This is a genomic window from Alistipes sp. AM16-43, from assembly GCF_003435745.1.
In the GTDB taxonomy this organism is placed as follows: Bacteria; Bacteroidota; Bacteroidia; order Bacteroidales; family Rikenellaceae; genus Alistipes; species Alistipes onderdonkii.
The window spans coordinates 385600-410307 of sequence record NZ_QTUQ01000003.1 but is presented as its reverse complement, the minus strand read 5'-3'; the positions used below and the strand labels follow the sequence as shown (position 1 = coordinate 410307).

General features: G+C 61.4%; 12 protein-coding genes. 3 read left to right on the top strand and 9 right to left on the bottom strand.

The annotated features are described in order from the left end of the window. The first annotated feature begins 8 nt into the window (after positions 1-8). The 3 genes from DW189_RS07570 to DW189_RS07560 are packed head-to-tail and all read left to right on the top strand — an operon-like array spanning position 9 to position 5936. Positions 9-2333, top strand: a complete 2325-nt coding sequence (locus DW189_RS07570) for a GH92 family glycosyl hydrolase (protein WP_232045689.1) — start codon at positions 9-11, stop codon at positions 2331-2333. 29 nt (positions 2334-2362) lie between these two features. Next, positions 2363-4522 (top strand): GH92 family glycosyl hydrolase, encoded by a 2160-nt coding sequence (locus DW189_RS07565; protein ID WP_117507368.1) that lies wholly within the window; start codon positions 2363-2365, stop codon positions 4520-4522. A 34-nt stretch (positions 4523-4556) separates the two neighbouring features. Beyond that, positions 4557-5936: an SGNH/GDSL hydrolase family protein gene (locus tag DW189_RS07560; protein ID WP_220398828.1), complete on the top strand. Its 1380-nt coding sequence runs from the start codon at positions 4557-4559 to the stop codon at positions 5934-5936. Positions 5937-6049: 113 nt separating this feature from the next. Here the strand turns inward: DW189_RS07560 and DW189_RS14770 are convergent, their stop codons facing one another. From DW189_RS14770 to DW189_RS07515, 9 genes are all read right to left on the bottom strand, one after another. Next, the gene (locus tag DW189_RS14770) at positions 6050-6772 is read right to left on the bottom strand and encodes a sulfatase/phosphatase domain-containing protein (protein ID WP_338022867.1); all 723 of its coding nucleotides are present in this window, start codon (positions 6770-6772) and stop codon (positions 6050-6052) included. After that, the gene (locus DW189_RS07550) at positions 6681-7967 is read right to left on the bottom strand and encodes an MFS transporter (protein WP_117507366.1); all 1287 of its coding nucleotides are present in this window, start codon (positions 7965-7967) and stop codon (positions 6681-6683) included. The genes DW189_RS14770 and DW189_RS07550 overlap by 92 nt, the downstream gene beginning before the upstream one ends. A gap of 108 nt (positions 7968-8075) precedes the next feature. Further along, on the bottom strand, positions 8076-12095 hold the full coding sequence (locus tag DW189_RS07545; RefSeq protein WP_181969297.1) for a two-component regulator propeller domain-containing protein: 4020 nt from the start codon (positions 12093-12095) through the stop codon (positions 8076-8078). A 226-nt stretch (positions 12096-12321) separates the two neighbouring features. Further along, positions 12322-14301 (bottom strand): sialate O-acetylesterase, encoded by a 1980-nt coding sequence (locus tag DW189_RS07540; RefSeq protein ID WP_117507364.1) that lies wholly within the window; start codon positions 14299-14301, stop codon positions 12322-12324. 12 nt (positions 14302-14313) lie between these two features. Beyond that, a complete protein-coding gene (locus DW189_RS07535; protein WP_117507363.1) occupies positions 14314-15033 on the bottom strand; it encodes a GDSL-type esterase/lipase family protein in 720 nt (239 codons plus the stop codon). Between the two features lie 31 nt (positions 15034-15064). Next, complete coding sequence (locus DW189_RS07530) at positions 15065-16498, bottom strand: sialate O-acetylesterase (RefSeq protein ID WP_117507362.1); 1434 nt, start codon at positions 16496-16498, stop codon at positions 15065-15067. A gap of 8 nt (positions 16499-16506) precedes the next feature. Next, positions 16507-19446, bottom strand: a complete 2940-nt coding sequence (locus DW189_RS07525) for a discoidin domain-containing protein (RefSeq protein WP_117507361.1) — start codon at positions 19444-19446, stop codon at positions 16507-16509. A gap of 235 nt (positions 19447-19681) precedes the next feature. Further along, positions 19682-21481, bottom strand: a complete 1800-nt coding sequence (locus DW189_RS07520) for a RagB/SusD family nutrient uptake outer membrane protein (protein WP_117507360.1) — start codon at positions 21479-21481, stop codon at positions 19682-19684. Between the two features lie 21 nt (positions 21482-21502). Further along, on the bottom strand, positions 21503-24550 hold the full coding sequence (locus DW189_RS07515) for a SusC/RagA family TonB-linked outer membrane protein (RefSeq protein WP_117507359.1): 3048 nt from the start codon (positions 24548-24550) through the stop codon (positions 21503-21505). Positions 24551-24708 lie beyond the last annotated feature (158 nt).

The window sequence follows — 24708 nt, the reverse complement described above, 5'->3', positions numbered from 1 at the left end:
ACAAACCTATGGAAAACACCGTCAACAAAGACCGCAGCCGGCTGCGGTCATCGCTCAGGCGGATCGCCGCGGCAGGCCTCTTCGGCCTCTGCTCGCTGCCGGCCGCCTTCGCACAGAAACAGGCCTACGTGCAATACGTGAACACGCTGCAGGGCACCGACTCGAAATTCGAACTGAGCTACGGCAACACCTACGCTACGACCGGCATGCCCTACGGGATGCACACCTGGAGCGCACAGACCGGCCCCAACGGCGAAGGCTGGAAATACCAGTACTCGGTCGACAAGATCCGCGGATTCCAACAGGCGCACCAGTGCAGCCCGTGGATGAGCGACTATGCGGTCTATTCGCTCATGCCCGAGGTCGGGGAGCTGGTCGTAAACGAGGACGCGCGTGCGTCGAAATTCAGCCACGCCAACGAGATCGCCAAACCGCACTATTACCGGGTGACGCTCGACAACGGCATCACCACCGAAATGGCACCCACCACGCGCGGCGTGCACCTGCGCTTCACCTACCCCCGGAAAGGCGACGCCTACCTGGTGCTGGACGGCTATTTCGCCATGAGCGGAATGAAGATCGACCCCGCCAAACGGCAGATTTCGGGGTGGGTGAACAACCAGCGTTTCGTCAACCACCCGGAGACCTTCCGCAACTATTTCGTCATCCAGTTCGACCGGCCGTTCGAGGAGTACGGGCTCTGGGAGAACGAGCATGACGAACGCTTCCCGGGCATGACCGAGGGCGAGGGCAAGGGCTACGGGGCCTACGTGCGCTTCAAGGCCGGCACCAAAGTGCAGGCCAAGGCCGCCTCGTCCTACATCAGCCCCGAGCAGGCGCTGCTCACGCTCGACCGCGAACTGGGCGCCGACAAGAACCTCGAAGCGACCCGAAAGCGCGGCGCCGAGACGTGGAACGCCCTGCTGGGCCGCATCGCAGTCGAAGGCGGCACCGACGAGGAGATCCGCACCTTCTATTCGTGCCTGTTCCGCGCCAACCTCTTCTCGCGCAAGTTCTACGAACGCGACGCCGAGGGCAACCCCTACTATTACAGCCCCTACGACGGCAAGGTACACGCCGGCTACATGTATACCGACAACGGTTTCTGGGATACGTTCCGTTCGCAGTTCCCGCTGACCAACATCCTGCACCCGACGATGCAAGGACGCTACATGAACGCCCTGCTGGCGGCACAGGAGCAGTGCGGCTGGCTGCCATCGTGGTCGGCGCCCGGCGAGACGGGCGGCATGATCGGCAACCACGCCATTTCGCTGCTGACCGACGCATGGGCCAAAGGCATCCGCACGTTCGACCCCCAAAAGGCGCTGGAAGCCTACGCCAAGGAGGCGATGAACAAAGGCCCGTGGGGCGGAGCCAACGGCCGCGCGGGATGGAAGGAGTACTGGCAGCTGGGATACGTCTCCTACCCCGAGTCGATGGGCTCGACGGCACAGACGCTCGAATACGCCTACGACGATTTCTGCGGCTACCAGCTGGCGCGCATGACCGGCAACAAGTTCTACGAGGAGATCTTCTCGCGTGTGATGTATAACTACCGCAACGTCTTCGACAAGGAGTCGGGCTTCATGCGCGGCCGCCTCAAGGACGGCAGCTGGGTCGCACCCTTCGACCCCTACGAGTGGGGCGGCCCCTACTGCGAAGGCAACGCCTGGCACTACAACTGGTCGGTATTCCACGACGTGCAGGGGCTCATCAACCTCTACGGCAGCGACGAGGCGTTCACCGCCAAGATCGACTCGGTATTCACCGTGCCGAACGTCATCCGTCCGGGCACCTACGGCGGCATGATCCACGAGATGAAGGAGATGGAACTGGCCAATATGGGGCAGTACGCCCACGGCAACCAGCCCATCCAGCATATGATCTACCTGTACAGCTACGCCGGCCAGCCGTGGAAGACCCAATACTGGTCGCGGCAGATCACCGGGCGGCTCTACAACTCCTCGGAGCGCGGATACCCGGGCGACGAAGACCAGGGCGGCATGTCCTCGTGGTATATTTTGAGTTCGCTGGGCATTTACAGCGTCTGCCCCGGTACCGACCAGTACGTGTTGGGCAGCCCCGTGTTCCGCAAGGCGACCATCACGATGGAGGACGGCCGGAAGTTCGTCATCGAGGCCGACGGCAACTCGCAGCAGAACGTCTATATACAGTCCGCGACGCTCAACGGCAAGCCGCTCGACAAGAATTACATCACCTACAAGGACATCGCCGACGGCGGCGTCATGCGCCTGGTAATGGGCCCCGAGCCCAACAAGGAGCGCGGCACAGGCAAGGATGCGGCTCCCTTCTCGCTTTCCAGACCCGAATGAACCGATCGACGACCGAAATTCAGAAGGACATGTTCAAATCCCTGAAAACAATATCCCTGTCGCTGGCGGCCCTCTTACTCGGGGCCGGCAGCGCCTGCGGGCAGCAAAGCGACGGCTACGCGCACAAGGTCAACACGCTGATCGGCACCAGGGGCGTCGGTCTGACCTCGGGTTACCTCTATCCCGGGGCGACCTACCCGTTCGGCATGGTACAGTTCACGCCGACCTATTTCGCCAAGCGGGGCGGGTTCGTCATCAACCAGTTGAGCGGCGGCGGGTGCAGCCACATGGGTAATTTCCCGACCTTCCCCGTAACGGGGAAACTCGACTCTTCGCCCGAAAACATCCTCGACTACCGGGTCGGCATCTGCGGCGAACAGGGCCATGCCGGCTACTACGAAGCCACCGTGCAGGAGGCGGTCAAGGCGCGGCTCACCGTCACCGAGCGCACGGGCATGGCCCACTATGAATACCCCGCGGGAGAGACGTTCGGCACCGTGATCATCGGCGCGGGCATCGCCGCCACGCCGATCGAACAGGCCGCCGTCGTCATCACCGGCCCCAACAGCTGCGAGGGCTACGCCGAAGGCGGCAGCTTCTGCGGCGTACGCACCCCGTACAAGGTCTACTTCGTCGCCGAGTTCGACGCGCGGGCCGTCACGACGGGCATCTGGAAAGAGGATCGGCTCACCCCCGGCGGACGTTTCGCCGAGGGGAGCGAATCGGGCGTCTACTTCACGTTCGACCTCACCGAGAACCGCAACGTACAGTACAAGATCGGCGTTTCGTACGTCTCGGTGGAGAACGCCCGCGCAAACCTCGCGGCCGAAAACGCCGGGTGGGATTTCGCGGCCGTGCAGCACGCCGCCGAACGGAGGTGGAACGACTACCTGGGGCTGATCGAGGCCGAAGGTACCAACCCCGACCGCACGACCCAGTTCTACACGCACCTCTACCGCGTATTGATCCACCCCAACGTATGCAGCGACGTGAACGGCGAGTACATGGGCGCCGATTTCCGGGTGCACCGAAGCCGTTCGAAGCAGTACACCTCGTTCAGCAACTGGGATACCTACCGCACGCAGATCCAGCTGCTCTCGATGCTGGCCCCCGACGTGGCGTCCGACGTAGTACTCTCGCACCAGCATTTCGCCGAGCAGTCGGGCGGTGCCTTTCCCCGCTGGGTGATGGCCAACATTGAGACCGGCATCATGCAGGGCGACCCCACACCGATCCTGATCGCAAACGCCTGGGCGTTCGGCGCACAGGACTACGACCCCTTCCCGCTGTTCCAGATCATGCGCAGGAACGCCGAGGTGCCGGGTGCCAAATCGCAGGACGTGGAGGAGCGCCCGGGCTTGAAGCAATACCTCGAAAAGGGGTACTACAACGCTTCGGAGCAGCTCGAATACACCTCGTCGGACTTCGCCATCGGGCAGTTCGCGCTGCACGCCTGCGGCGACGAATTCGCCAGCTGGCGCTATTTCCACTACGCCCGCTCGTGGAAAAACCTCTACAACCCCCAGACCGGCTGGCTGCAGTCGCGCAATGCCGACGGGTCGTGGAAACCGCTCGGCGAAGACTGGCGCGAATCGACCTATAAAAACTATTTCTGGATGGTGCCCTACGACCTGGCGGGGCTGATCGAAACGATGGGCGGCAAGGCCGCGGCCGAAAAGCGGCTCGACGAATTCTTCGTGCGCCTCGACGCGGGGTACAACGACCCATGGTTCGCCTCGGGCAACGAGCCGAGCTTCCATATCCCGTGGGTCTACAACTGGCTCGGACGGCCGGACAAGACCTCGAAGGTCATCAACCGCATCCTCAACGAGCAGTACACGAGCGCTCCCGACGGGCTGCCGGGCAACGACGACCTGGGCACGATGGGAGCCTGGTACGTCTTCGCATGCACGGGGCTCTACCCCATGATCCCCGGCGTAGGCGGCTTCACGCTCAGCACCCCGGTCTTCGACAAGGTGGTCATCCACCTCAAGCACGGCGACATCACCATCACCGGGGGCTCGGAGAAACAAATCTACACCACGGCGCTCAAACTCGACGGAAAACCCTACGACAGCACATGGATCGGCTGGGATGCGCTCCGCAACGGTGCGACGCTGGAATATACGACCTCGGCCAAACCGTCCGGGAACTGGGGCCGGACACAACTGCCGCCCTCGTACGAATAAATCGGCTCACCAAAACACAACAAACCGCATAACCATGAAAAAAATCCTTCTATCCCTTGCGGCGGCGCTCTGCATGTGCGCCTCCGCCGCGGCGCAGACCGTAGCGCCGTTCAAGGACGGCGACCGCGCCGTATTCCTCGGCAACAGCATCACCGACGGCGGCCACTACCACTCCTACATCTGGCTCTATTACATGACCCGCTTCCCGTACATGGATCTGCGGGTGATGAACGCCGGCATCGGCGGCGAAACCGCAGGCGACATGTACAAGCGCCTGGACGGCGACGTTCTCAGCAAACGCCCCACGGTGCTGACCGTGACCTTCGGCATGAACGACACGGGCTACATGGAATACAACGGCGACGATGCCGAGGCATTCGGAGAAAAGAAATACCGGGAGTGCTACGACAACTTCAAGAAGATGGAGAAGCGCCTGCAAACCCTCGACGGCGTGCGGGTCGTGATGCTCGGGGGTTCGCCCTACGACGAAACGGCCCAAATCGAGAACAACGCCCCGCTCCGGGGCAAGAACGCCGTGATGGATCGCGTCGTCGGGTTCCAGAAGGAGTCGGCCGCAGCCAACGGCTGGGAGTTCGTGGATTTCAGCGCCCCGATGGTCGAAATCGGCCGGCGCGTGCAGGCCGGACAACCTTCGTTCTCGCTGTCGATGGGCGACCGCATCCACCCGGACAACGACGGGCACATGGTGATGGCCTACCTCTACCTCAAGGCACAGGGTTTTGCCGGCAGGGAGGTGGCCGACGTGCAAATCGACGCTGCAAAAGCGAAGGTTCTCAAGGCCGGCAACTGCGAGATCACCGGCCTGCGCAGGAACGGCCGCGAAATCTCGTTCGACTACCTGGCCGAAGCCCTGCCCTACCCGCTCGACACCCTGACGCACGGGATGGGATCCAAGCGCAGCCAGGCCGAGGCCACGAAGCTGGTTCCCTTCATCGAGGAGATGAACCGCGAAATGCTGACCGTCAAGGGGCTGAAAGGCGACTACACGCTTTACATCGACGGCGAGCGGATCGGCACCTGGAGCGGCAAACAACTGGGCGAAGGCATCAACCTCGCCGAGCTGCAAACGCCGCAGTACCGGCAGGCCATGGAGGTGATGCACCTGAACGAATACCGCTGGGAAATCGAACGCAACTTCCGCGACTACGCCTGGGTGCAGTACGATTTCTTTCAGAACAAGGGGCTGCTCGACGCCAACGACGCACATGCCGTGAGCGTGCTCGACGCGGAAAAAGGAAAGAACATCTGGCTCCAGATCCACCGCGAAAACTACGCCAAACTCATGCTCCCGCATGTCCGCGAGGCACGCGCGCAGCAGATGGAACTGCTCGTGGAGACCATCTACGAGATCAACAAGCCGCAGACGCGCAAGGTCGTACTGCGTCCGAACTGATCGGGGCTGGCTGCAAACAAGTGAAGGGGAGGCCGATGCGGCCTCCCCTTGTTTTATCCGGATGCTCCCGGTGGCGGCATGCATCCGCCCCACGACCGAGGGCGGGGCGGGATTTACTCCTTGTCCTTCCCCAGCGAAGCCTCGTAGGCCCTGCGCAGCGCGAGCAGATCCTGCGCCTTTTCGGGGAACCTGTCGATCAGGTTCTCCGATTCGGTGTGGTCGATCTTCAGGTTGGTCAGGTACAGCCCTTCGAGTGTCTTGTTCCTGTCGTTGGGCAACACGTCGATCGCATTGCAGATCAGCTTCCAGTCGCCCCGGCGCACGGCCCACTGCTTCTCGAAATCGAAATGCAGCACGTCGTGTGGCGAAGCTGCTGCCCCGTCGCGGATCAGCGGCACGATGCTCGCCCCGTCCATGTCGATCCCCGAGGCATCCAGCCCGCACAGGTCGAGCAGCGTCGGGAACCAGTCGATATTCATCGCCACCTGCTCCCGGACTTCCCCTGCCGGAAGGTGCCCCGGCCAGCAACAGGCCGCCGGCACCCTGCATGAGTTGTCTCCTATCCATATCGGTCGATTTTTCAAGGCAAGGTAAACATGGCCGCACACGGCGGCAGCATTCCCGATACGGGCGGGGCCCCATACCCGGGGGCACAGGCCGGGCCTGTACCCTCCGGCAGCGGCGGAGCCCCTCCGCGCATCGTCCCGGCCCGGGGCTGTCCCTCTTGCCCCCGAGCCGGGTATTCTATTCCGCCTCGGCCCTGTCGAGCGCCCGGATGATGTTCCGGGAGATGCCGATCGAGACGAGCTGGATGATCCCGATGATGAGCAGCGCATAGCGGATCGCAAAGGTATCCGACAGGCAGATCGTCAGGACGATGAACAGCCCGCACCCGAAGAAACGGCCGAGGTAAAGGGCGAATTCGTGGACGAAAATATAGGCGTAGGAGTTGCGGTTCTCCTTCCGGCTCACGTAGTCGATGACCCGCAGCTGGATCGGGAAATAGCCCAGATCCATCAGCGGACGCCCCATCACCAGGCACAGCATGAATACGATCGCGCCCGTTGCCGAATAGAGCACGGCATTGAACGCCCCGCCCAGTGCGAAGAGCAGCAGGCCCGAGGAGAAGATCAGCACCCGGTGCCTGGCCGAAGCGAAGCGCCCCAGCAGGTAGAGCAGCACGGCCGAGACGATGGCGCTGACCGATTGCAGCGTCCCGAGCGTGGATTCGTTCCCGACGAGCGTCATGACCAGCATCGACGGCGCCGTGACGATGTATCCCTGGGCGATCCCCTTCAGGACGGCAAGGCGCATCATCTTGTTCCACAGCACATCGAAGCGCAGATAGATGAACCGCTCCTTCGGGGGATTGGAGAACCTGCCGCGGAATACGACGGCCGAAGCGATGATCGTAAGCGCGAAAACGAAGAGGGTCACCAGTTTATAGGCCAGGTTGATATTTCCCCCGAGCCAGTTGTGGTCGGCCGTGGCGCCCAGGAACGCCCCGATCATACCGGGCACGACGACGCCGGCGACGGTGTTGAAGAAACTTTCCAGACCGTAGTAATAGTTGCGGTTGCCGTCGTCGGTGGAATTCAGGGCGAGAAAATCGCGGTTGGCCCAGAAAAAGCCGTACGATAGCCCCATGATAAGTCCCGCCACGACGATCCCGGCCAGGTCGAGCGTTTCGAGCGACATCATCACGGCCATCGAAACACCGCTCAGCAGCATCCCGAACGAATAGAGGTGCGAAATCCGGATGCGGCGCATGAGAAAGCCGTTCACCAGGAAGGTGAGCGGAATGCCCGTGTAGACGGCCAGCTGGTAGCCCACCACATACGCCAGCTCCGAACTGTTGCGCATGATGTAAGTGCCGACAAAAAGTTCCACGACGGGGAGGACGAACGCATACAGCATGTTCGTCAGCAGGAGTATCCGCATGTTGAACGGATAGGTTCCGAAATGCCGGATTTCCGAGAAAGCCCTGCCGAGAATGCCGTTGCCCGAGGTCGAGACGGTTGTTTCTTTCATGTCAGTAGTTTAGTATTGCCTTGCAAAATTAAGCCCGCGGGGGCGTTGCAAGGTATACTATTGTAACCGAAACGTATCTTCACGCCGGGAAACGGCACTTTTGCCCGCTCAGCGCTCTTTTTCGCGCATCTCCCTAGGCGACATGTGGTATATTTTGGCGAACTCGCGGTAGAAGTAGGACTTGTTGTTGAAACCCGAGCAGAACATGATTTCCTGGATGGTCATGTTGGTCGTCCGGAGCAGATGCGTCGCATGGCTGATCTTCACCGAGCGGATATATTCGCTCGGCGTCATCTGCGTGATCTCACGGATCTTGCGGTAGAGGCTCATGCGGCTCACGCACATCTTGTCGCACAGGAAATTCAGCGACAGGTTCTCGTCGGTCATGTTCTGCTCGATAATCCCGGCCAGCTGTACGATGAACTTCTTGTCGTCGGCGTCAATCGTATTCCCCTCGTAGACGTCCGACGAGGAGATCACGGAATTGTAGTAATCCCTCAGCGAGAGGCGGTTGTTGAGTATCTGATGCACGACGGCCAGCAGGTGCTTGGGGTGGAACGGCTTGGAGATATAGGCGTCGCCGCCCAGTTCGTAGCCGCGGATTTCCTGTTCGACGTCGCTCTTGAAGGAGAGGAACACGAACGGAATATATTTGGTGATCTCGTTGCCCTTGAGGTATTTGAGCAATTCGAGCCCGTCCACGTTCGGCATGCTGACATCGCTGATAATCAGGTCGGGGCGCTTGTGTTTGAGGATCTCGATGGCCTCCGTCCCGTCGGCGGCCTGGATGACGGAATATTCGTCGGAGAGTATCTCGGCGATCAGGTCGCGGATCTGCTTTTCGTCGTCCACCACCAGGATCGAGGCCCCCGCGGCACGCGACTCTCGGGCCTGCCCCGTCCGCATGTCCTCGACGTCGGGCAGCGGATAATCGGGCACGCTCTTCTGTTCGGGTTCGGTCACCAGGTCGCGGCTCACCTCGGGCAGCGACAGGGTGAAGGTGGTATATTCGCCGGGGTTGCTGCTCACCGTAATATTTCCCGACAGCATGCCGGCCAGGCTCTTGGCGAGCGCCAGCCCGATGCCGTTGCGCATGACCTTGCCCTCGTTGGCCTGCCGTTCGAAATTGTCGAGTATCTCGAAGCGGTTGAAGACGTTGCCGATGTCCTCGGGCTTGATACCCTTGCCCGAATTCCTGACCCTCACGGTCGTACGGCCGGCCTCCACCCGCAACCCGATGCTGATGTATCCGCCTGCGGGCGTATATTTATAGGCATTGGAAACCAGGTTGTAGAGGATCTTCTCCAGCGCCCCCTGGTCGCTCACGAGGATGACCTCCTGCGCCGGGAAGTCGATGCGCAGGTCGATGCGCCGCTGCTCGTTGACTTCGTTGAAATTGTCGGCAATGGTCGAAATCAGCTCCGTGACGTTGACCATGACGTAGCGGGGCGTGTAATGCCCGGTCTCGACCCGCCGGAACTCCATCAACTCGCCGATCAGGCGCTGCATGCGCGCCGCGTTGTTCTTCACGATGCGGACATGCTTGGCGACGTCGGGCGCGAGGCTGTAACTGTCGAGCAGCTGCTCGCCCGACCCGTAGATCAGCGTCAAGGGGGTGCAGAACTCGTGGGCGATGCTGGTGAAAAAGCGGAGTTTCGCCTCGTAGTTGTCGCTCTGCTGCTGCCGGCTCATCGACTCCATCAGCAGCCTGCGCCGCTGCTCGATCCGGTCGTTGACCACGAACCAGACGACGTACAGCACCACGAACGAGAGCAGCAGGTAGACCATATAGGCCCACACCGTGTTCCACCACGGCGGACGCACCCGGATATGCAGCGAAGCGGTATTGTCGCTCCAGATTTTGTCGCCGTTGGTACATCGCACGCAGAATTCATAGGCCCCGGGCGGCACGTTGGTGAACACCGCCGTGTTGTCGGTGCCGATCTCCACCCAGTCGTCGTTGAACCCCTTGAGGATGTAGGCGTATTCGCAGTTGCCGTTGCGGATGTATTCCAGCGCAGAGAACTGGATGCTGAAAAAGTTTTCGCTGTGCGACAGGACGATCTCGCGGTCGGCACGGAATCCGGGCACGGGCGTCTGCTTGATCAGGAAATCGTTGAGCTGCACGGCCGGGGCGTACGTCCGCACGCGGATGTCGCGGGGATCGAACCGGTTGAACCCGGCCACGCCGCCGAAGTACATCCTGCCGTCGCGCGAACGGTAATAGGCACCGTCGGAAAATTCGTTGCTCTGCAACTCCTCGTTGTTGTAATAGCTGATTATCCGGTTGTCGGCAGGGTTCAGCTGCGCCAGCCCCTTGTTGGTACTGAGCCAAAGGTTGCCCGAGTCGTCCTCCAGGATACCGTGGATGGTGTTGTTCGGCAGCCCGTCCTTTTCGATATACCAGCGGAAACCGCCCCGTCCCTCTGCGGTGGGGCTAAGCCGGTTCAGACCGTAGCTCGTCCCGATCCAGAGCGTCGAGTCGCGCCCGGCGTAGAGCGACAGGATGTCGTTGCTGCTGATCGGATAATCGCCCGAGGAGGTCGTGTAATGGGTAAACTTGCCGCTGCGGGTATCGAAGAGGTTCAACCCGCCGCCGCGCGTTCCGACCCACAGTTTTCCGCCGCCGGCCGGGACGATCGCGAACACCGTATTGTTGCTCAGCGAGGTGGTGTCCTTCTTGTCGTTGACATAGACCCGCTGCCGTCTGATTTCGTAATGCCCGCCCGCCTCGGCCAGCTGCAGCCCGATCAGCCCGTAGCCGTTCGTCCCGAGCCACACGCAGCCGTCCGACGGATCGCGGTAAATCGCATACACCGAACCGAAATAGGTGCCCGGGACGGGCTTGATGGACGAGATGCGCCCCGTGGCACACGAAAGCACATCGAGCCCGGCGCCATCGTGGCCGACGAACAGGTCGTCGCCGAATCCCCCGGCGAGGGCGTAGACGGAATTATTACCCAGTCCCCCGGATACGTCGCAGACCGCGCCCCGGCTCCCGTCGGGACGCAACATGCCGATCCCGTTGCCTTTCGTGGCGACATAGACGTTCCCGCGGCTGTCCTCGCAGAAGGCGCGCACGGGGCAGTTCCTGTCGCCGAAAATCCGGCTGTTGGGAACCTTGTCGAACTGGATGCCGTCGTTGTATACCTGGAAGACGCCCTGCCCGTCGCTGCCGACCCACAGGATGTCCTGACTGCCGTAGCAAAACGAAAGGATGTTGATGCCGGGCATTTGCGACATCCGGCGGAACGTCCGCCCGGGCATGTCGCAGACATACATGTCCGGCGTCCCGGTCGCTACCAGCAGGTAATCGTCGCCATATTGGGCGATAGCGCGCACCTCACGACCCGGGGGGGGGAATTTGCCCACTGCAGCCAGCTCCCCGTCGCGGCGCTCGTAGCGGTAAATTTCCGCATCCGCCGTAACCAGGTAGAGCGCCGTCCGGCTGTCGAACACCGCCTTGACACCCCCTTCGGGGAAGAGCCCGGCCTTTTCCCGCACCTCCATGCTTCCCGTCGCGGACAGTTCGTAACGGATCCGAACCAGCTCCTCCTGCACGGTATGCAGCAGCAGGGTGTTCTGCCCGCCGTAGTAAACGGCACGCACCTCCGAAGAGTTGAACTGCGGGACATTGAGCGCCGAAAGCCGGCCCAGCACCTTGTCGTAGCAGGCGATGCCCCATCCCGTGGCGGCACAGAAGATGGTGCCGTCGGCCGCGGCCGCGACCGAGAACACCTGCTCGGCCGTGGGGCCGTTGTCCTCGTAGCCGGGGTAGAAGCGTTCGATGCGGTCGTTTTTCACGTCGATGCGGTTGATCCCGTAGTCGGTGGCGACCCAGAGGATGCCCTTCGCCTCCTCGACGATGTTGCGGATGACGTTGTTCGAAATCGTATTCGCATTGTCCGGCGCGAACTTGTAAGTCCTGAAGCCGTAACCGTTGTAGGCATTCAGGCCGTCCCATGTCCCGAACCACATCATCAGGGTCGAATCCTGATAGATGCAGTTGACCGAACTGTTCGACAACCCGTCCGCGCTGGTCAGCGTATCGTACTTGAGGGAGGCCACGGCGGAAGGCGCGGCAACCCAAACCGCCGCCAGCAACAGGAGAATCAACTTTTTCGACATAACGCTTCGCATGTTGTCACAAAGATATGTTTTTATACGGAACCGTAAAATCAATCGGCAGGCCGTTTCCCGAAAAAAGCGGGAAGCCGGGGCGGATGATCCGCCCCGCTACCAGACGGGAAAGTCATGGCAGGGCGCGCCCTGCCATGACCCCGCGTAGGTTCCGTCCGCGCAGTTTGCCGCCCAAATGGCCGGATCCGGCCCGGAAGCGGCGACGGACGGTTCCCTAATAGCGTTTCGCGCCGTCCGTCCAGTCGTCGGTGCGGAACGGCCCGGCCGGAAGCCCGGCGCCGTTACAGAGGTTGCAGACCGGGTTGTTGGCCCAGGCATAGCGCACCCCGACGGGGAAGCGTACCCCGTCCGAAGAGACGACGACCGTACTGCCTTCGATAACGGCCCTGGCGGCATGGAACTTATGGTCGGGGCCGGCGATATAGAACCCCCTGACGGGGCCGCCGTCGGAGGTCTTGAGCCCCTTGTCCGTGTGCGAAAAGTCGATACGGATCGTGTTCCCCTCGATGCGGTAACCCTCGTATACGGGCCCCGAATAGGGAATCTGCTCGCCATAGGTCAATGCCCGCGCCACGAGCGAGAGGCGCCGGCCGACCGCCGGTTTGTTTTTCGGATGGAGATCGTCGCCGTCACCCACGTCGATGCACACGGCCAGCCCCGTGTTCTCAAGGCGGAGCGCATGTTTCTGCGCCTCGCGCAACTCGGCCCACTCCGACTCCTCGGGGCCTTCCTGTGCCTTCATGTAGTTGGGAAGCTGCACGATGTAGAAGGGAAAGGCATATCCCCAGTGCTGCCGCCAGTCATGGATCATCAGCGGCAGCAGGTCGCGGTACTGCGCCGCGCGCGCCACGTTGGCCTCGCCCTGGTACCAGATGGCGCCGCGGATGGCATAGTCCACGAGCGGGTTGATCATCGCATTGAAGAGGAACGTCGGGTAGTTGGGTTCGGTGGCGGTGTTGACCGGCATGTCGGGGGCGTCGCCCAGGCCCATCGAGACCTTGTATTTCCATTGCCCGGCCAGCGGGAGTTTCTCCGAGTCCGATTTGGCGAGGGCGATGCTGTTCGCATCGCCGAAGATGCCGCCCTTGCCGCCCGTATCCATCACACGCACGGCAACGGTCGCCTTGCCGGCCTTGACCAGCGACGCGGGAATCTTATAGCTCCGGAAAGCCATGCAGCCCTCGGTATGCCCCACTTCGACGCCGTTGAAATAGGTGAAATCGTTGTCGTCTATGGCCGCAAGCGTGAGCGTCAGCTCCTTACCGGCCCAGCCGGCCGGGATCTCGACGTCCCTGCGCACCCACATAAAGCCGCTGAACCCGTCGAGGCCCTGATCCTGCACGAACCCCGGAACCGCGATCTCGCCCCACGACGAATCGTCGAACGAACTCTCGGCCCACACCGCGCGGCCGTCCTCGAACGCCTTGTCGGCCTGCATCATCCGGAGGCGCCACTCGTCCATGTCGTCGTGGAACATCCTGTTACGCGCCTCCCGGGATTCGGGGATCTGCTTCACCTTCTCGACGCGGGGACGGAAATAGGGCATCTCGGACAGCGCTTCGGCGCTCGTCCACGACTCGGCGTACGTCCCGCCCCAGCACGACTCGATCAATCCGATGGGTATGCCCAGGTTTTTATAGAGTTCCTTGCCGAAGAAGTAACCCGTCGCCGAAAAGTCGGCGATGTTTTCGCCCGAGCACACCTGCCAGCCGCCGTGGCGAACCGAAGCCTCGTCGAGCGGCACCGGGCTGGTGGTGTTGTCGATATGCAGCAGGCGGATATTCCCGTAGGCATCGGCCTCCTTCATCTCCTGTTCGTAGTTCAGCACCCGGTCGGCAACGCGCATCTCCATGTTGGACTGCCCCGAGCAGAGCCATACCTCGCCGATCAATACGTTCTTCAGTTCGACGGGTTTGCCGTCCGAAACCGTGACCGTGTAGGGGCCGCCGGCCACGGGAGTCGACACGCGCACCTCCCAGCCGCCCGATGCGGCGGCCGTCGTCGCGTAGGTCTTGCCGTCCCACGAAGTGGTGACTTTCACGGCCTTGCCGGGTTTGGCCCTGCCCCAGATTTTCACATCGCTCTGTTGCTGCAACACCATGTTGTCGGTGAAGATTGCCGGGAGCGTGACCTTGGCGGAGAGCTGCAGGGGCAGCACGGCCGCCAGCAGGAAAAGGGTTCGTTTGAGATTCATGACAGCTTCGGATTAGTAGACGAAATAGTTTTTGTCGGTACCGTTCACCTTGTTGATGGCCGGCACGATGATCTTCTCCATGACCTTATAGCCCTCGCCGTTGGGATGGCATCCCTCGGGCGAATATTCCGGGAGCATGGCGTTGTCCTTGTCGGCCATCGCCGAGAAATAGTCGACATACTCCACGCCCTCGGCCGAGTCCGCATACTTCCTGAGCATCGCGTTGAGCTTAGGGATGATCTTCCCGGGCTCCACCTGCGGCCGCCAGTTGTAGCGCACGCACGGCGTGACGGAGCACAGCAGCACCTTTATCCCGTTGAAGCGTGCCAGCTCGCACATCGAAACGATGTTCTGGTAGGTATTTTCCAGGGCGATGTATCCGTTGTTCATCGCAATGTCGTTCGTCCCGGCCATGATCGCCACGCACTGCGGGTGCAGTTCGATCACGTCCTGGCGGAAGCGCACCAGCATTTCCGACGAGGTCTGCCCGCCGATACCGCGTCCCAGGAAGTTGTTTTTCTGAAAGAACTCCGGGTGCTGGTTGAACCACCCCTCGGTGATGGAGTTACCCATGAAAACCACGTCGGGGCGCACGTCGCCCAGCGTTTTGTTCACCTGGGCATAGGCCCTGAGCCCCGCCCAGTCCCGGTAGAGAAGGTCGGAATAGGCCTGGCCGAAAACAACGCCTGCCCCAAACAGGCAAAGCGCACATGACAAGATCAGTTTTTTCATTTCCGCAAAATATTAGATCGGTTCCACAAAGTTAAAAATTATCCGTCCGGAACGGCACTACGGGCTGCCCGAAGGCATCCCACAGGCGGCCGACGCTGCAATTCTTGAAATTATAGCGCAGGTACACGGGGCTGCCCACGTCGTAGTTCGAGACATAGAGCACCGTGGGGTCGGGGCGCCGGCGCACGGCCTTCGCGGGGCGGAACACCCCGTCGCTGCCGGCCAGCTCGAAGCCCTCGATCTCGCCCTTGACGAGGAACCCGCAGTCGCTGCCGTCGAAATGCACCCGCACGACACCGCCTTCGAGCACCTCCATCGACCTGAACCGCGGCCCGATGGTCTTGACCGCATCGCCGTAGCCGTAGTCCCGGCTCAGCGCCCAATAGGCCAGGCGCCGCGCGATGGGCTCCTTGCGGCTGGGATGCACGTTCCACGTCTCGTAGTCGTAGACCAGGTCGTTGGTGCAAACCATGCCCACGTTGTCGGTCATGTCCATCACCCGCGCTTGCTGCTCACGCACCAGCGCCTCGTTCACGTTCTCTTCGCCGTCCTCATGGGGTGCGATCTCGACGTAGTAGAACGGCTTGCGTTCGCCGCCCCACAACTCCCGCCAGTGGTCGATCATCGCCACCATCTTGTCGGCGTAACAGGTGCTGCGCCCGACATTCGAGCAGCCCTGATACCAGCAGAACCCCTTGATCGCAAAGTTATGCAACGGGTAAATCATCCCGTTGTAAAGGATTTCGACCGTATTCATGCCGCTCTGCCCCTCGCGCGTGGCGACCGACGCCGGGTCGAAATCGGCGAACCCGCGTTGCAGCGACGCCGGGAACCACGCTTCGATCCACGTGCCGCCGCAACTGCTGTTGATGATCCCCACGGGGACGTTCAGCGCCCGGCGGAGGTTGCGGCCGAACAGGTAGCCGATGGCGCTGAAGGTCTTGACGCTCTCGGGCGAGGCTTCGCACCAGGCACCCGTCACATCCTCCCGGGGACGAAGCCCGCCGTCGATTTTCACCGAGAAGAGCCGCACGTCGGGGTACTGCGCACTTTCGGCGATGATCTCCTGCGCATGTTCGATCGGGCAGTCGCGGCCTCCCTGCACGGGGATCTCCATGTTGGACTGCCCCGAACAGAGCCACACCTCGCCGATGAGGATATTCTTCAGCACGACGGGTTCGCCGTCGCCGTCGCCCAGGGCGATGCTGCGCGGCTCGAACGAGGCGGCCGGGGTTGCGACCGTCACGCACCAGCGTCCCTTCTTGTCGGCCTGCGTCCGTACGGCGCCGCACCACGAGGGTGCGACGCTGACTTCGGCCTCGGGCGCCGCCCAGCCCCAGAGCTTCACTTCGCAGGACTGTTGCAGCACCATGTTGTCGCCCACGATGGCGGGCAGCTTGATTTTCGCTTCGGACGGCGCCCATGCCGCGCACAGCAGGAGCACCAGCGCACAAAACCTTCCCATACCCGCAATCAATCGTTATAGGGCCTTGCGACCAGTTTGTAGGTATCCTCCCCGAGCAGCGACTCGTCGATCTCGATGTCGACCTTCCGGGTCTCGCCCCGCAGCAGTGTGAAGTAGTTGTCGTCCATGATGACCGGCAGTATCTGCTCCCCGGTCGAGGCGTAGACCGGCATGAGGCGCACGGCGAACGCCACGCTGCGGCCCCGGTTCGTGACGGTCGCGCGGATGATGCGCTTGCCGTCCACCGTTTCGGCTTTCGTGCGTACATCCAGTTTCGCGGGTTCGAGGTCGTTCAGCGCACGGTAGTCGCCCAGGCGGTTCGAACGCCAGTAGAAATTCTCCGAGAGCAGGTTCCCGGCATCGTCGGTCAGCCGCAGGCGGATGAAATGCACGGGCGAAAGTTCTTCGGCCGGGGTTTCCGGGCCGTAAAGCTCCATTTCGAAGAGCACCAGCTGCCAGTCGTCGTGGGGCGCCGTGCCCTGCAACTTGACATAGCGCGCCGTCACGGGGTCGATCCGTATCCGGTCGATGGGCGTGCTGGGCTTGCCGCTGGTGTAGACCGTCCGCCACTCTTCGGCGTCGTCCGACGCGAGTATCTCGTATGCTTTGGCCGCTTCGCTCTCCCACGTCAGGACGATGTCCGAAAACTCGGTGGGCGCGCCCAGGTCTACCATGACCCACTGCTCGCCCGGGCCGCCCGAGCGCCACGAGGAGCCCGTATTGCCGTCGGTGACGGACTTGGCGGCATGCGAATCGTCATTCTCCGACGACGAGGCGACGGTTTTCTTACCCCGTGCGAGGTTGCGATCTTCGGGGAACGGCAGCGTCATCACCTTGACAGCCGTATTGGGCAGCGACGACAGGGCGGCCCGCTGCGCGTAGCGCTTCACCTCGCTGCCGTCCATATTGTAGACCGCCGCCGTGGCACGCAGGCCGTTGTAGGCCTCGCCGCTGGCGTTGACCACCTTGACCGTGTTGTCGGCGTAACTCCACTGGATATGCAGCGGCTCGCAGGCCTTGCGCACGCCCCAGTAGGCACCGTTCAGGTCGTAATAGTAATCGTAGGTCTGCCATACGAACGACGGGTAGGCCGACTGGCTCATCCAGGTCAGGATGCCCGAAGCGTCGTTCCACAGGTGGTGCTGCCACCCCTCGTACATCGCCTTGTTGACCTCGATGTTGAGCAGCTGCGCCTTGCGGCAGAAATCCTCCGCGCCCGCGGCCTTGCCGTAATTGTACTCCACGGCCGCGAAATAACGGGTCGGGCGCGCATTGCCCGCCGAGTTGCCGAAGAAATGCTTGTCCAGCATCCCGGGCGAAGCCGGCCACCGCTCGGGCTCGGGCATGAACTTCTTATAGCTCTCGTAGTTGGTGAAGACGGCCGAGCCGATCTCCGTGCGGAAGCCCCAGCCGTCGAGTTTGTGTTCGCCGTAGCCCAGCGGGTGGGCCGTGAAGTACCAGATCGGATGGGCGTTCACCCAGGGGCCGCTGCCCGAGAATCCGTACTCGCGCGAAATGGGCTGGTACCAGCGGTCGCCGCCGTCGAAGGCCTTGACATCCTCGCGCAGCCACTCGTTGAGCGGCGCCAGGGGCACGCCCTCGTTGTCGCCGCACCAGACGGCGATCGAAGGATGGTTGCGCAGCCGCTTGATTTTCTCCACGGCGTTGCGGTTGAAGGCGAACACGTCGTCCGGCAGGTTGGGATGCGAATTGAGCCAGAAATCATCGAAGACCATGATGCCGTAGCGGTCGCACGCCTCGTAGAACTCGTCGTCGGTCGTCGAACCGATCCAATTGCGGATCATGTTGTAGTTCATCTCGCGGTGCAGGCGCACCTTGAGGTCGTACTCGGCGCCCCGGCAGCGGAGCATATACTCGCTCATGCCCCAGTTACCGCCCTTGCAGTAGATGCGCTCGCCGTTGACCGAGAGCTGGAACACACCCTTCACGAAGTCGTAGGAGTACTCCCGGATGCCGAACGTCACCGTCCGGCAGTCGGAAACCTCGCCGTCGACCTCGCACGTCAGCTCGCACGTATAGAGGTTTTGGTCGCCGTACCCGTTGGGCCACCACAGGGCCGGGTCGTCGACGGTCAGCTGCGGGAACTCGCGGGGGTCGACGCCCACGGTGCGCTGCTGGCCCGCCCCTATTTTAAATCGCTTCTCGAAGGTGATGTCGCCCGGGCGGATGACGCCCCTCACGACCCCGGTTTTCTCCTGCTGCGAGTGGTTCTTCAGTTCGGTGGTCAGCGAGACGATGCCCTGCTCGCGCGAAGGCACCCTGGTACGCACCCACGGGTCGACGAGCGACACGTCGCCCGACGTGGTGAAATACACGTCGTCGGTGATGCCGCCCAGCAGCCCGGGGACGTAGGGCATCCAGTCCCAGCCCGCACTGGAAATATAGGTCGGGCTGGCATGATTGGCGATCGGGTTCGTCGGCACGCGCACCAGCACGGCCAGCACGTTGGGCGCGGCATCCTGCCGCAGCAGGTGCGTGACCTCGAACATGCCGCGATCCATAAACCCGTCGAGCGACCCCAGCCGCGCGCCGTTGAAATAGACCTCGGCCCCGCGGTTCACGCCCTCGAAGCAGATCCAGCGGCGCGCACCGGCGGGCAGGTCTTTCGTAGCGAACTCGGCCCTGTACCAGAAATTGCGGTCGTACTTGCTCCTGTCCACCTTGTAGGCATTGTCGCCGAAATTGGGGTCGGATTCGATCCCCGCCTCGACGAACGACGTGAAGGCCGCCCCCGGGACGACCGCGGCGACCCAACCCGAGGCATCGTAGCCCGCCCCGAGCATGGCTTTCACGTCGGTCACCTCGTCCTGCGCCCGGAGCTGCCATGCGGCAACCCGGCCGTCGCTGTTGAGCGACACTTTCTGCACAGCGGCTGCCAGGGGAAGGCACAGCAACAGCGACGCTGCGATCAACAGATATTTTTTCATTCCTTCATTTTTTTACGGATTATTCGCTCCCGCACGGATTCAACGCCGCCGGTCATCCGGCACCGCACGACCGCACGCACGCGAAGGGCGGCAACCCGCCGATGCAGGCCGATCCGGACGGCCCGGCCGGAAAAAATCCCGGCGACGGCGAAGTGAAACAAAAACGATCCACCGCCGTCGCCGGATTATCATACCGCCCCGGGTAACCGGCCGGTACGGCCTTCACAACCGGTTTTTACCAACCGGTATTCTGGACGAGGTTCGGGTTCTGCGTCGTTTCGGCATAGGGGAACGGCCACAGGTAGAAGCGGTCGCTCCAGCTGCCGCGCGTCGACAGCGGGTCGTAGCGCACTTCGTAGTTGCTCCAATCCGTAGGATCGGTCGTACGCACGGTCGCGTCCTTGAGCCCGACGAGCCATGCGCATTCGTTACCCCAATGCTCGCTCACACCGTCGATCGAAGTGTCGGTGATGAATTTCTTGTAATCGCCCCAGCGGATCAGGTCGACATAGCGGCTGCAATCCTCCAGCCACAGCTCGAAGCGGCGCTCGGCCTTGATACCGTACTCGGCGTTATCCATATCCAGTGCGGGGGCGTCCGTAAGGCCCGCACGGCGGCGCACCTTGTTCAGCGCCTCCAGCCCCGTGATGTTGGCCGTACCCTCGCCCGACATGCAGACAGCCTCGGCGTACAGCAGCAGCACGTCGGCATAGCGCATCAGCGGGAAGTTCGTCCGGTTGCCGTTGGTCTGGCCGCTTGCGAAACGCTCGGGAACCACGTCGTCCACAAAGTCGTAGTATTTCATGCGGAAATAGCCCTCGTTCTCGAACAACATGCTCGACATGACACCGCGTACGTCCTTGTTCAGGTAGGGGAAGTCGTGGTACACCTCGCTGTAAGTGGCGATGGCCGCACGGCGGCGCACGCTGTTGCCATCGTGCTTGGCAAACGCATAACCGAACGTGCGGGTCGGGTTGACAAAGCCCCAGCCGTCGGAGGCGGTCGTCGTGTTGCCCGGCAGGTTGACCTCGTCCTTACGCCAGTTCATGTAGGCGCGGAACCAGTAAGGCTCGGTGCTGGTGATGGTCGTGGCATCGCCGTCGATGTCCAGTTCGAGCAGGAACTCGTCGCAGAAATCGGCCTCGGCACGGTAGAGCGTCAGGTATTCGTACTCCTCGTTGCCGTCGCTCCAGTTTTCGTTCTGGCTCTTGGCCAGCTGCATGTTCGTCCCGTAGCTCGACGGGCCCATGGTCGCGGTCTTCTCCCAGAGTTCGTATTTACCCGAGTTGATCACCTTGGCCAGTTCGACCTTGGCGTTGGCATAGTCGTTCTGCCACATGTAACCCTGGCCTTTGTACGCAAAGCAGGCTTCGGCCGTCCAGCGGCCGCCGATGGCTTTCTGGCCGCCCAGTCCGCTCTTCGACGGAAGCACGGTGGCAGCCTCGTCGAACTGCGTCATGATCCATTTCCAGTTGTCCGCGGGGTTCGAGTTGCCGGGATAGAACGAATAGTTGATACCGTCCAGCACGTGATCCACGAGCGGAGCCGAGCCCCACAGCTGCGTCAGGCGCATCATCGCCCAGGCACGCCAGGCCTTGGCCTCGGCAATCACGCGCTTGCGCTCATCGGAGCCGTCGTTGAGTTTGTCGACGATCATGTTGCATTTGTACATGATCTTGTAGAAACGGGTATACATCTCCTTGTAGGCGTTGTTCTCCGAATCGTCGATCATGGCCGACATGCGGTGGTAGTCGGTTCCGTCGTTCGGGCCCGAGCCGCCCGGCCAGCACTCGGCCGTCTTGGCCGAGGTGGTTGCAATGTAGTGTACGCCCCAGTCGCCCATCATCAGGTACTTGGCCGTGACGTATACGTTCGCGATCAGCTGCTGGGCCGTCATATCGTCCGCCTCCGCATAGGTCTTGTCCACTTCGGTGACTCCGAGGTGCTCCACTTCGTCGAGACGCGCCTGGGAGCACGAGGTCACCATCATCGCTCCGGCAAGCAGTCCGGCTAATGCCAAAATATGCTTTTTCATAGTAGTCGTAATGTTTTTAGGTTAGAACGAAAGGTTTGCACCGAATGTCAGGGTCTTCGGGGTCGGGTAGTCGCCATAGTCCATGCCGATGCCCGACGTACCGCTGACAGCTTCCGGATCCATACCCCAGTAGGGCGTGATGCAGAAGAAGTTGTCGAGCGAGACATAGACGCGCAGGCGCGAAATGGCGATCTTTTTCGTAAAGGACGAAGGCAGCGTGTAACCCAGCTGGATCTGCTTGATCTTGAAATAGGAACCGCTCTTGAGCCACATGCTCGAGTTTCTGGAAGCCGTATCGCCGATCGGATCGGGATGCGGGTACTTGGCACCGGCACCCTTCACGTCCCACGAATCCGTCCACAGTTCGGAGGGTTTGTTGGCCGAAGGCGTCAGGCGGGCACCGTAGAGGCTCAGCAGGCCGCCGTGGCTGCCGCTGCCGAATACCGTCAGGTCGAAGCCCTTGTAAGCGGCATTGAGGGTGATACCGTAGGTAAAGTCGGGGATGGCCGAACCCAGGTACACCTTGTCCTTGTCGTCGATCGTACCGCTCTTGTCCTTGTCGTAATACATGGCGCTGCCGTCCTCGGGGTTTACACCGAGGTATTTGTAGCCGTAGTAGCTCCACATGGGCTGTCCCTTGTCGAAATAGACGAAATCGGACAAGTCGTTCACGATACGCGTACCTTCCATCTCCTTGACCTCGCTGCTGATGGTGGCAAGGTTGGCATTGACGCCGTAGGTGAACTCACCGGCCTGATCCTGCCAGCCGAGTTCGAACTCGAAACCGTGGTTGTTGACCTTGCCTATGTTCTTGGCCATGCTCGTGGTACCCGTCGCAAGGGGAGGCGTCAATGTAAGGATCTGGTCGACGGTATTCTTATTGTAGAAGTCCATCCCGAAAGTCAGCCGGTTGTTCAGGAAACGCGCGTCGATACCGGCATCGAACTGCCGTGCCGTCTCCCATTTCAGATCCGGGTTGGCCAGCACATCCGAAGGATAGACGGTGGAAACCAGCGAGCCGTTCATGGGGTAATAATCGCCCACGCTCATCGACGAGCTGTACATGAAAGCGCCCAGCGCGCTGATATTACCGTTGACACCGTACGAAGCGCGGAGCTTCAGGAACGAAATGATCTTGGGGTCGATATCGCGCATGAACCGCTCGTTGGAGATCGTCCACCCGGCCGACACCGAGGGGAAATAGCCCCAGCGGGCTTCCTTCGACAATTTGGAGCGGCCGAAAGCGTCGGCGCGGAAATTGACCATGATGTTGTAACGGTTGTCGAACGTATAGCCGATACGGCCGAAATAGCTGATACTGGACATTTCGCCTACTCTGCCGCCCACGCCTTTGGTCGCGTCGGTCGAAGCGAAGTCCAAGTGGTGGAAATTGCTGCTGCTGTCGGTCAGGCCGTTGGTCGAACCCGAAGTGAAGTTGCTCCACTCGTACTGGTAGGACATACCGACCATCGCGTTGATCGTGTGCTTGCCGAACGTGTTGTTGTAGTTGGCGAAGTTCTCCCACATGTAGAAGCGGTTCATCGTGGTCTTTCCGTCCAATTGCATCTTCGTGCGCGACGACACGGCGAAGTAGGTCGGCACGCCGTAGAAACTGTAATTGGTCGATTCGAGCCGGTAACCGACACGCGACGTGACGGTAAGGCCCTCGACGGGGGCGAAAACCAGCGACGACGCACCGCGCAGGGCGAAGTTCTTATGCTCGCCCGTGTTGCTGTAATAGTGGGTAAGCGGGTTGACCGCGTCCTTGGCGGCGAACGGAATGCCGACGTAATCGCCCTTCTCGTTCTTCATGAACATGTCGTCGCCCTGCTGTGCGATCAGCTCGGTCATGTATGCCGGCAGGTTGTCCTTGTCCCAGAAAGCGGGCAGCAGCGGATCCATGCCGTAGGGGTTGATGAACTGGTTGCTGTTGCCCAGATTGCTCACGCCGTCGCCGCTGTTCTGCGAACGCGAACTTTCGACCGTATTGTTGGTCGTGAAGGTGAGCCATTTCTTGACCTTGTAGTCGCCGTTGAGCTGGAAGGTGACACGCTTCAGCCAGTCCTTATTGCCGTAGTACATACCGTCGTTGTCCATATACGACAGCGAAGCGTAAACCGAACCATAGTCGTTGGCCATTTCGACGCCGGCCGTATGGCGCTGGAACGAACCGTTGTCGCCGTAAAGCACGTCGAACCAGTCGGTATCGGTTTTACCGTCCCACGCGGACAGCGACTGGCTGTTGCCGGCGGCCGTCTGGTAGGCCACGTACTGCTCGGCATTCATCAGGTCGGCCTTGCGGGCCAGCGAGGTGATGCCGTAGGTGAAATCGTAGAAGATGCGGCCGTCGCCCTTCTTACCCTTTTTGGTGGTGATAAGTACGACGCCGTTACCGGCCTCGACACCGTAGATGGCCGCCGAGGCACCGTCCTTGAGGATCTCCATCGACTCGATGGACGAAGGATCCAGGTAGGAGATGTCCGACACCTTCAGGCCGTCCACCACATAGAGGGGCTCCGATGCGCCCGAATTGTTCGAGCTGAATCCGCGGATACGGATCGAGGGACTCGAACCCGGAGCGGCCGAAGAGGAGAGCACCTGCACGCCCGGGGCCTTTCCCTGCAGGGCCTGCTGCGCGTTCTCGACCGAACGCGACTCGAACACGTCGCTCTTCAGCGAGGTGATCGACCCCGTCACGTCCCTCTTCTTCTGGACGCCGTAACCGATGACGACCACTTCGTCGAGCGTCTGGTTGTCCTCCTTGAGCACGACCTTCATATTCGTCTGCGAGCCGATGGCAACCGTCTGGGGCTCATAACCGATGAATGTCACCAGGAGGCTCTGGTTCGCCATAACGCCGTTCAGTGCGAAAGAACCGTCGGAACCCGTCGAGGTACCCTTCGTCGTCCCGTCGATCACCACGGCGGCACCCGCAACCGGATTACCCTGTGCGTCGACGACGGTTCCGGTCAGATTGTGCGTCTGTGCAACAGCCCGACTGCCTGCGAACGGAGCGACAAGCATCAACATCACTGCTGCGAAAGCTAATTTCAGTAAGCTTTGTTTCATAATTTTAATCAATCGTTAATGTAGTTCGTTGGTTGTCATTTCTTTGCTTTCCGCGGGAACGCCCGGCTCCCGGCGGATCGGTAGGTTTTACATCTTTTCAGTTTGTGGCCAATTAGGTGTCAAGTTAATAAGTGGTTTATAATTAGGTTTTTACGAAT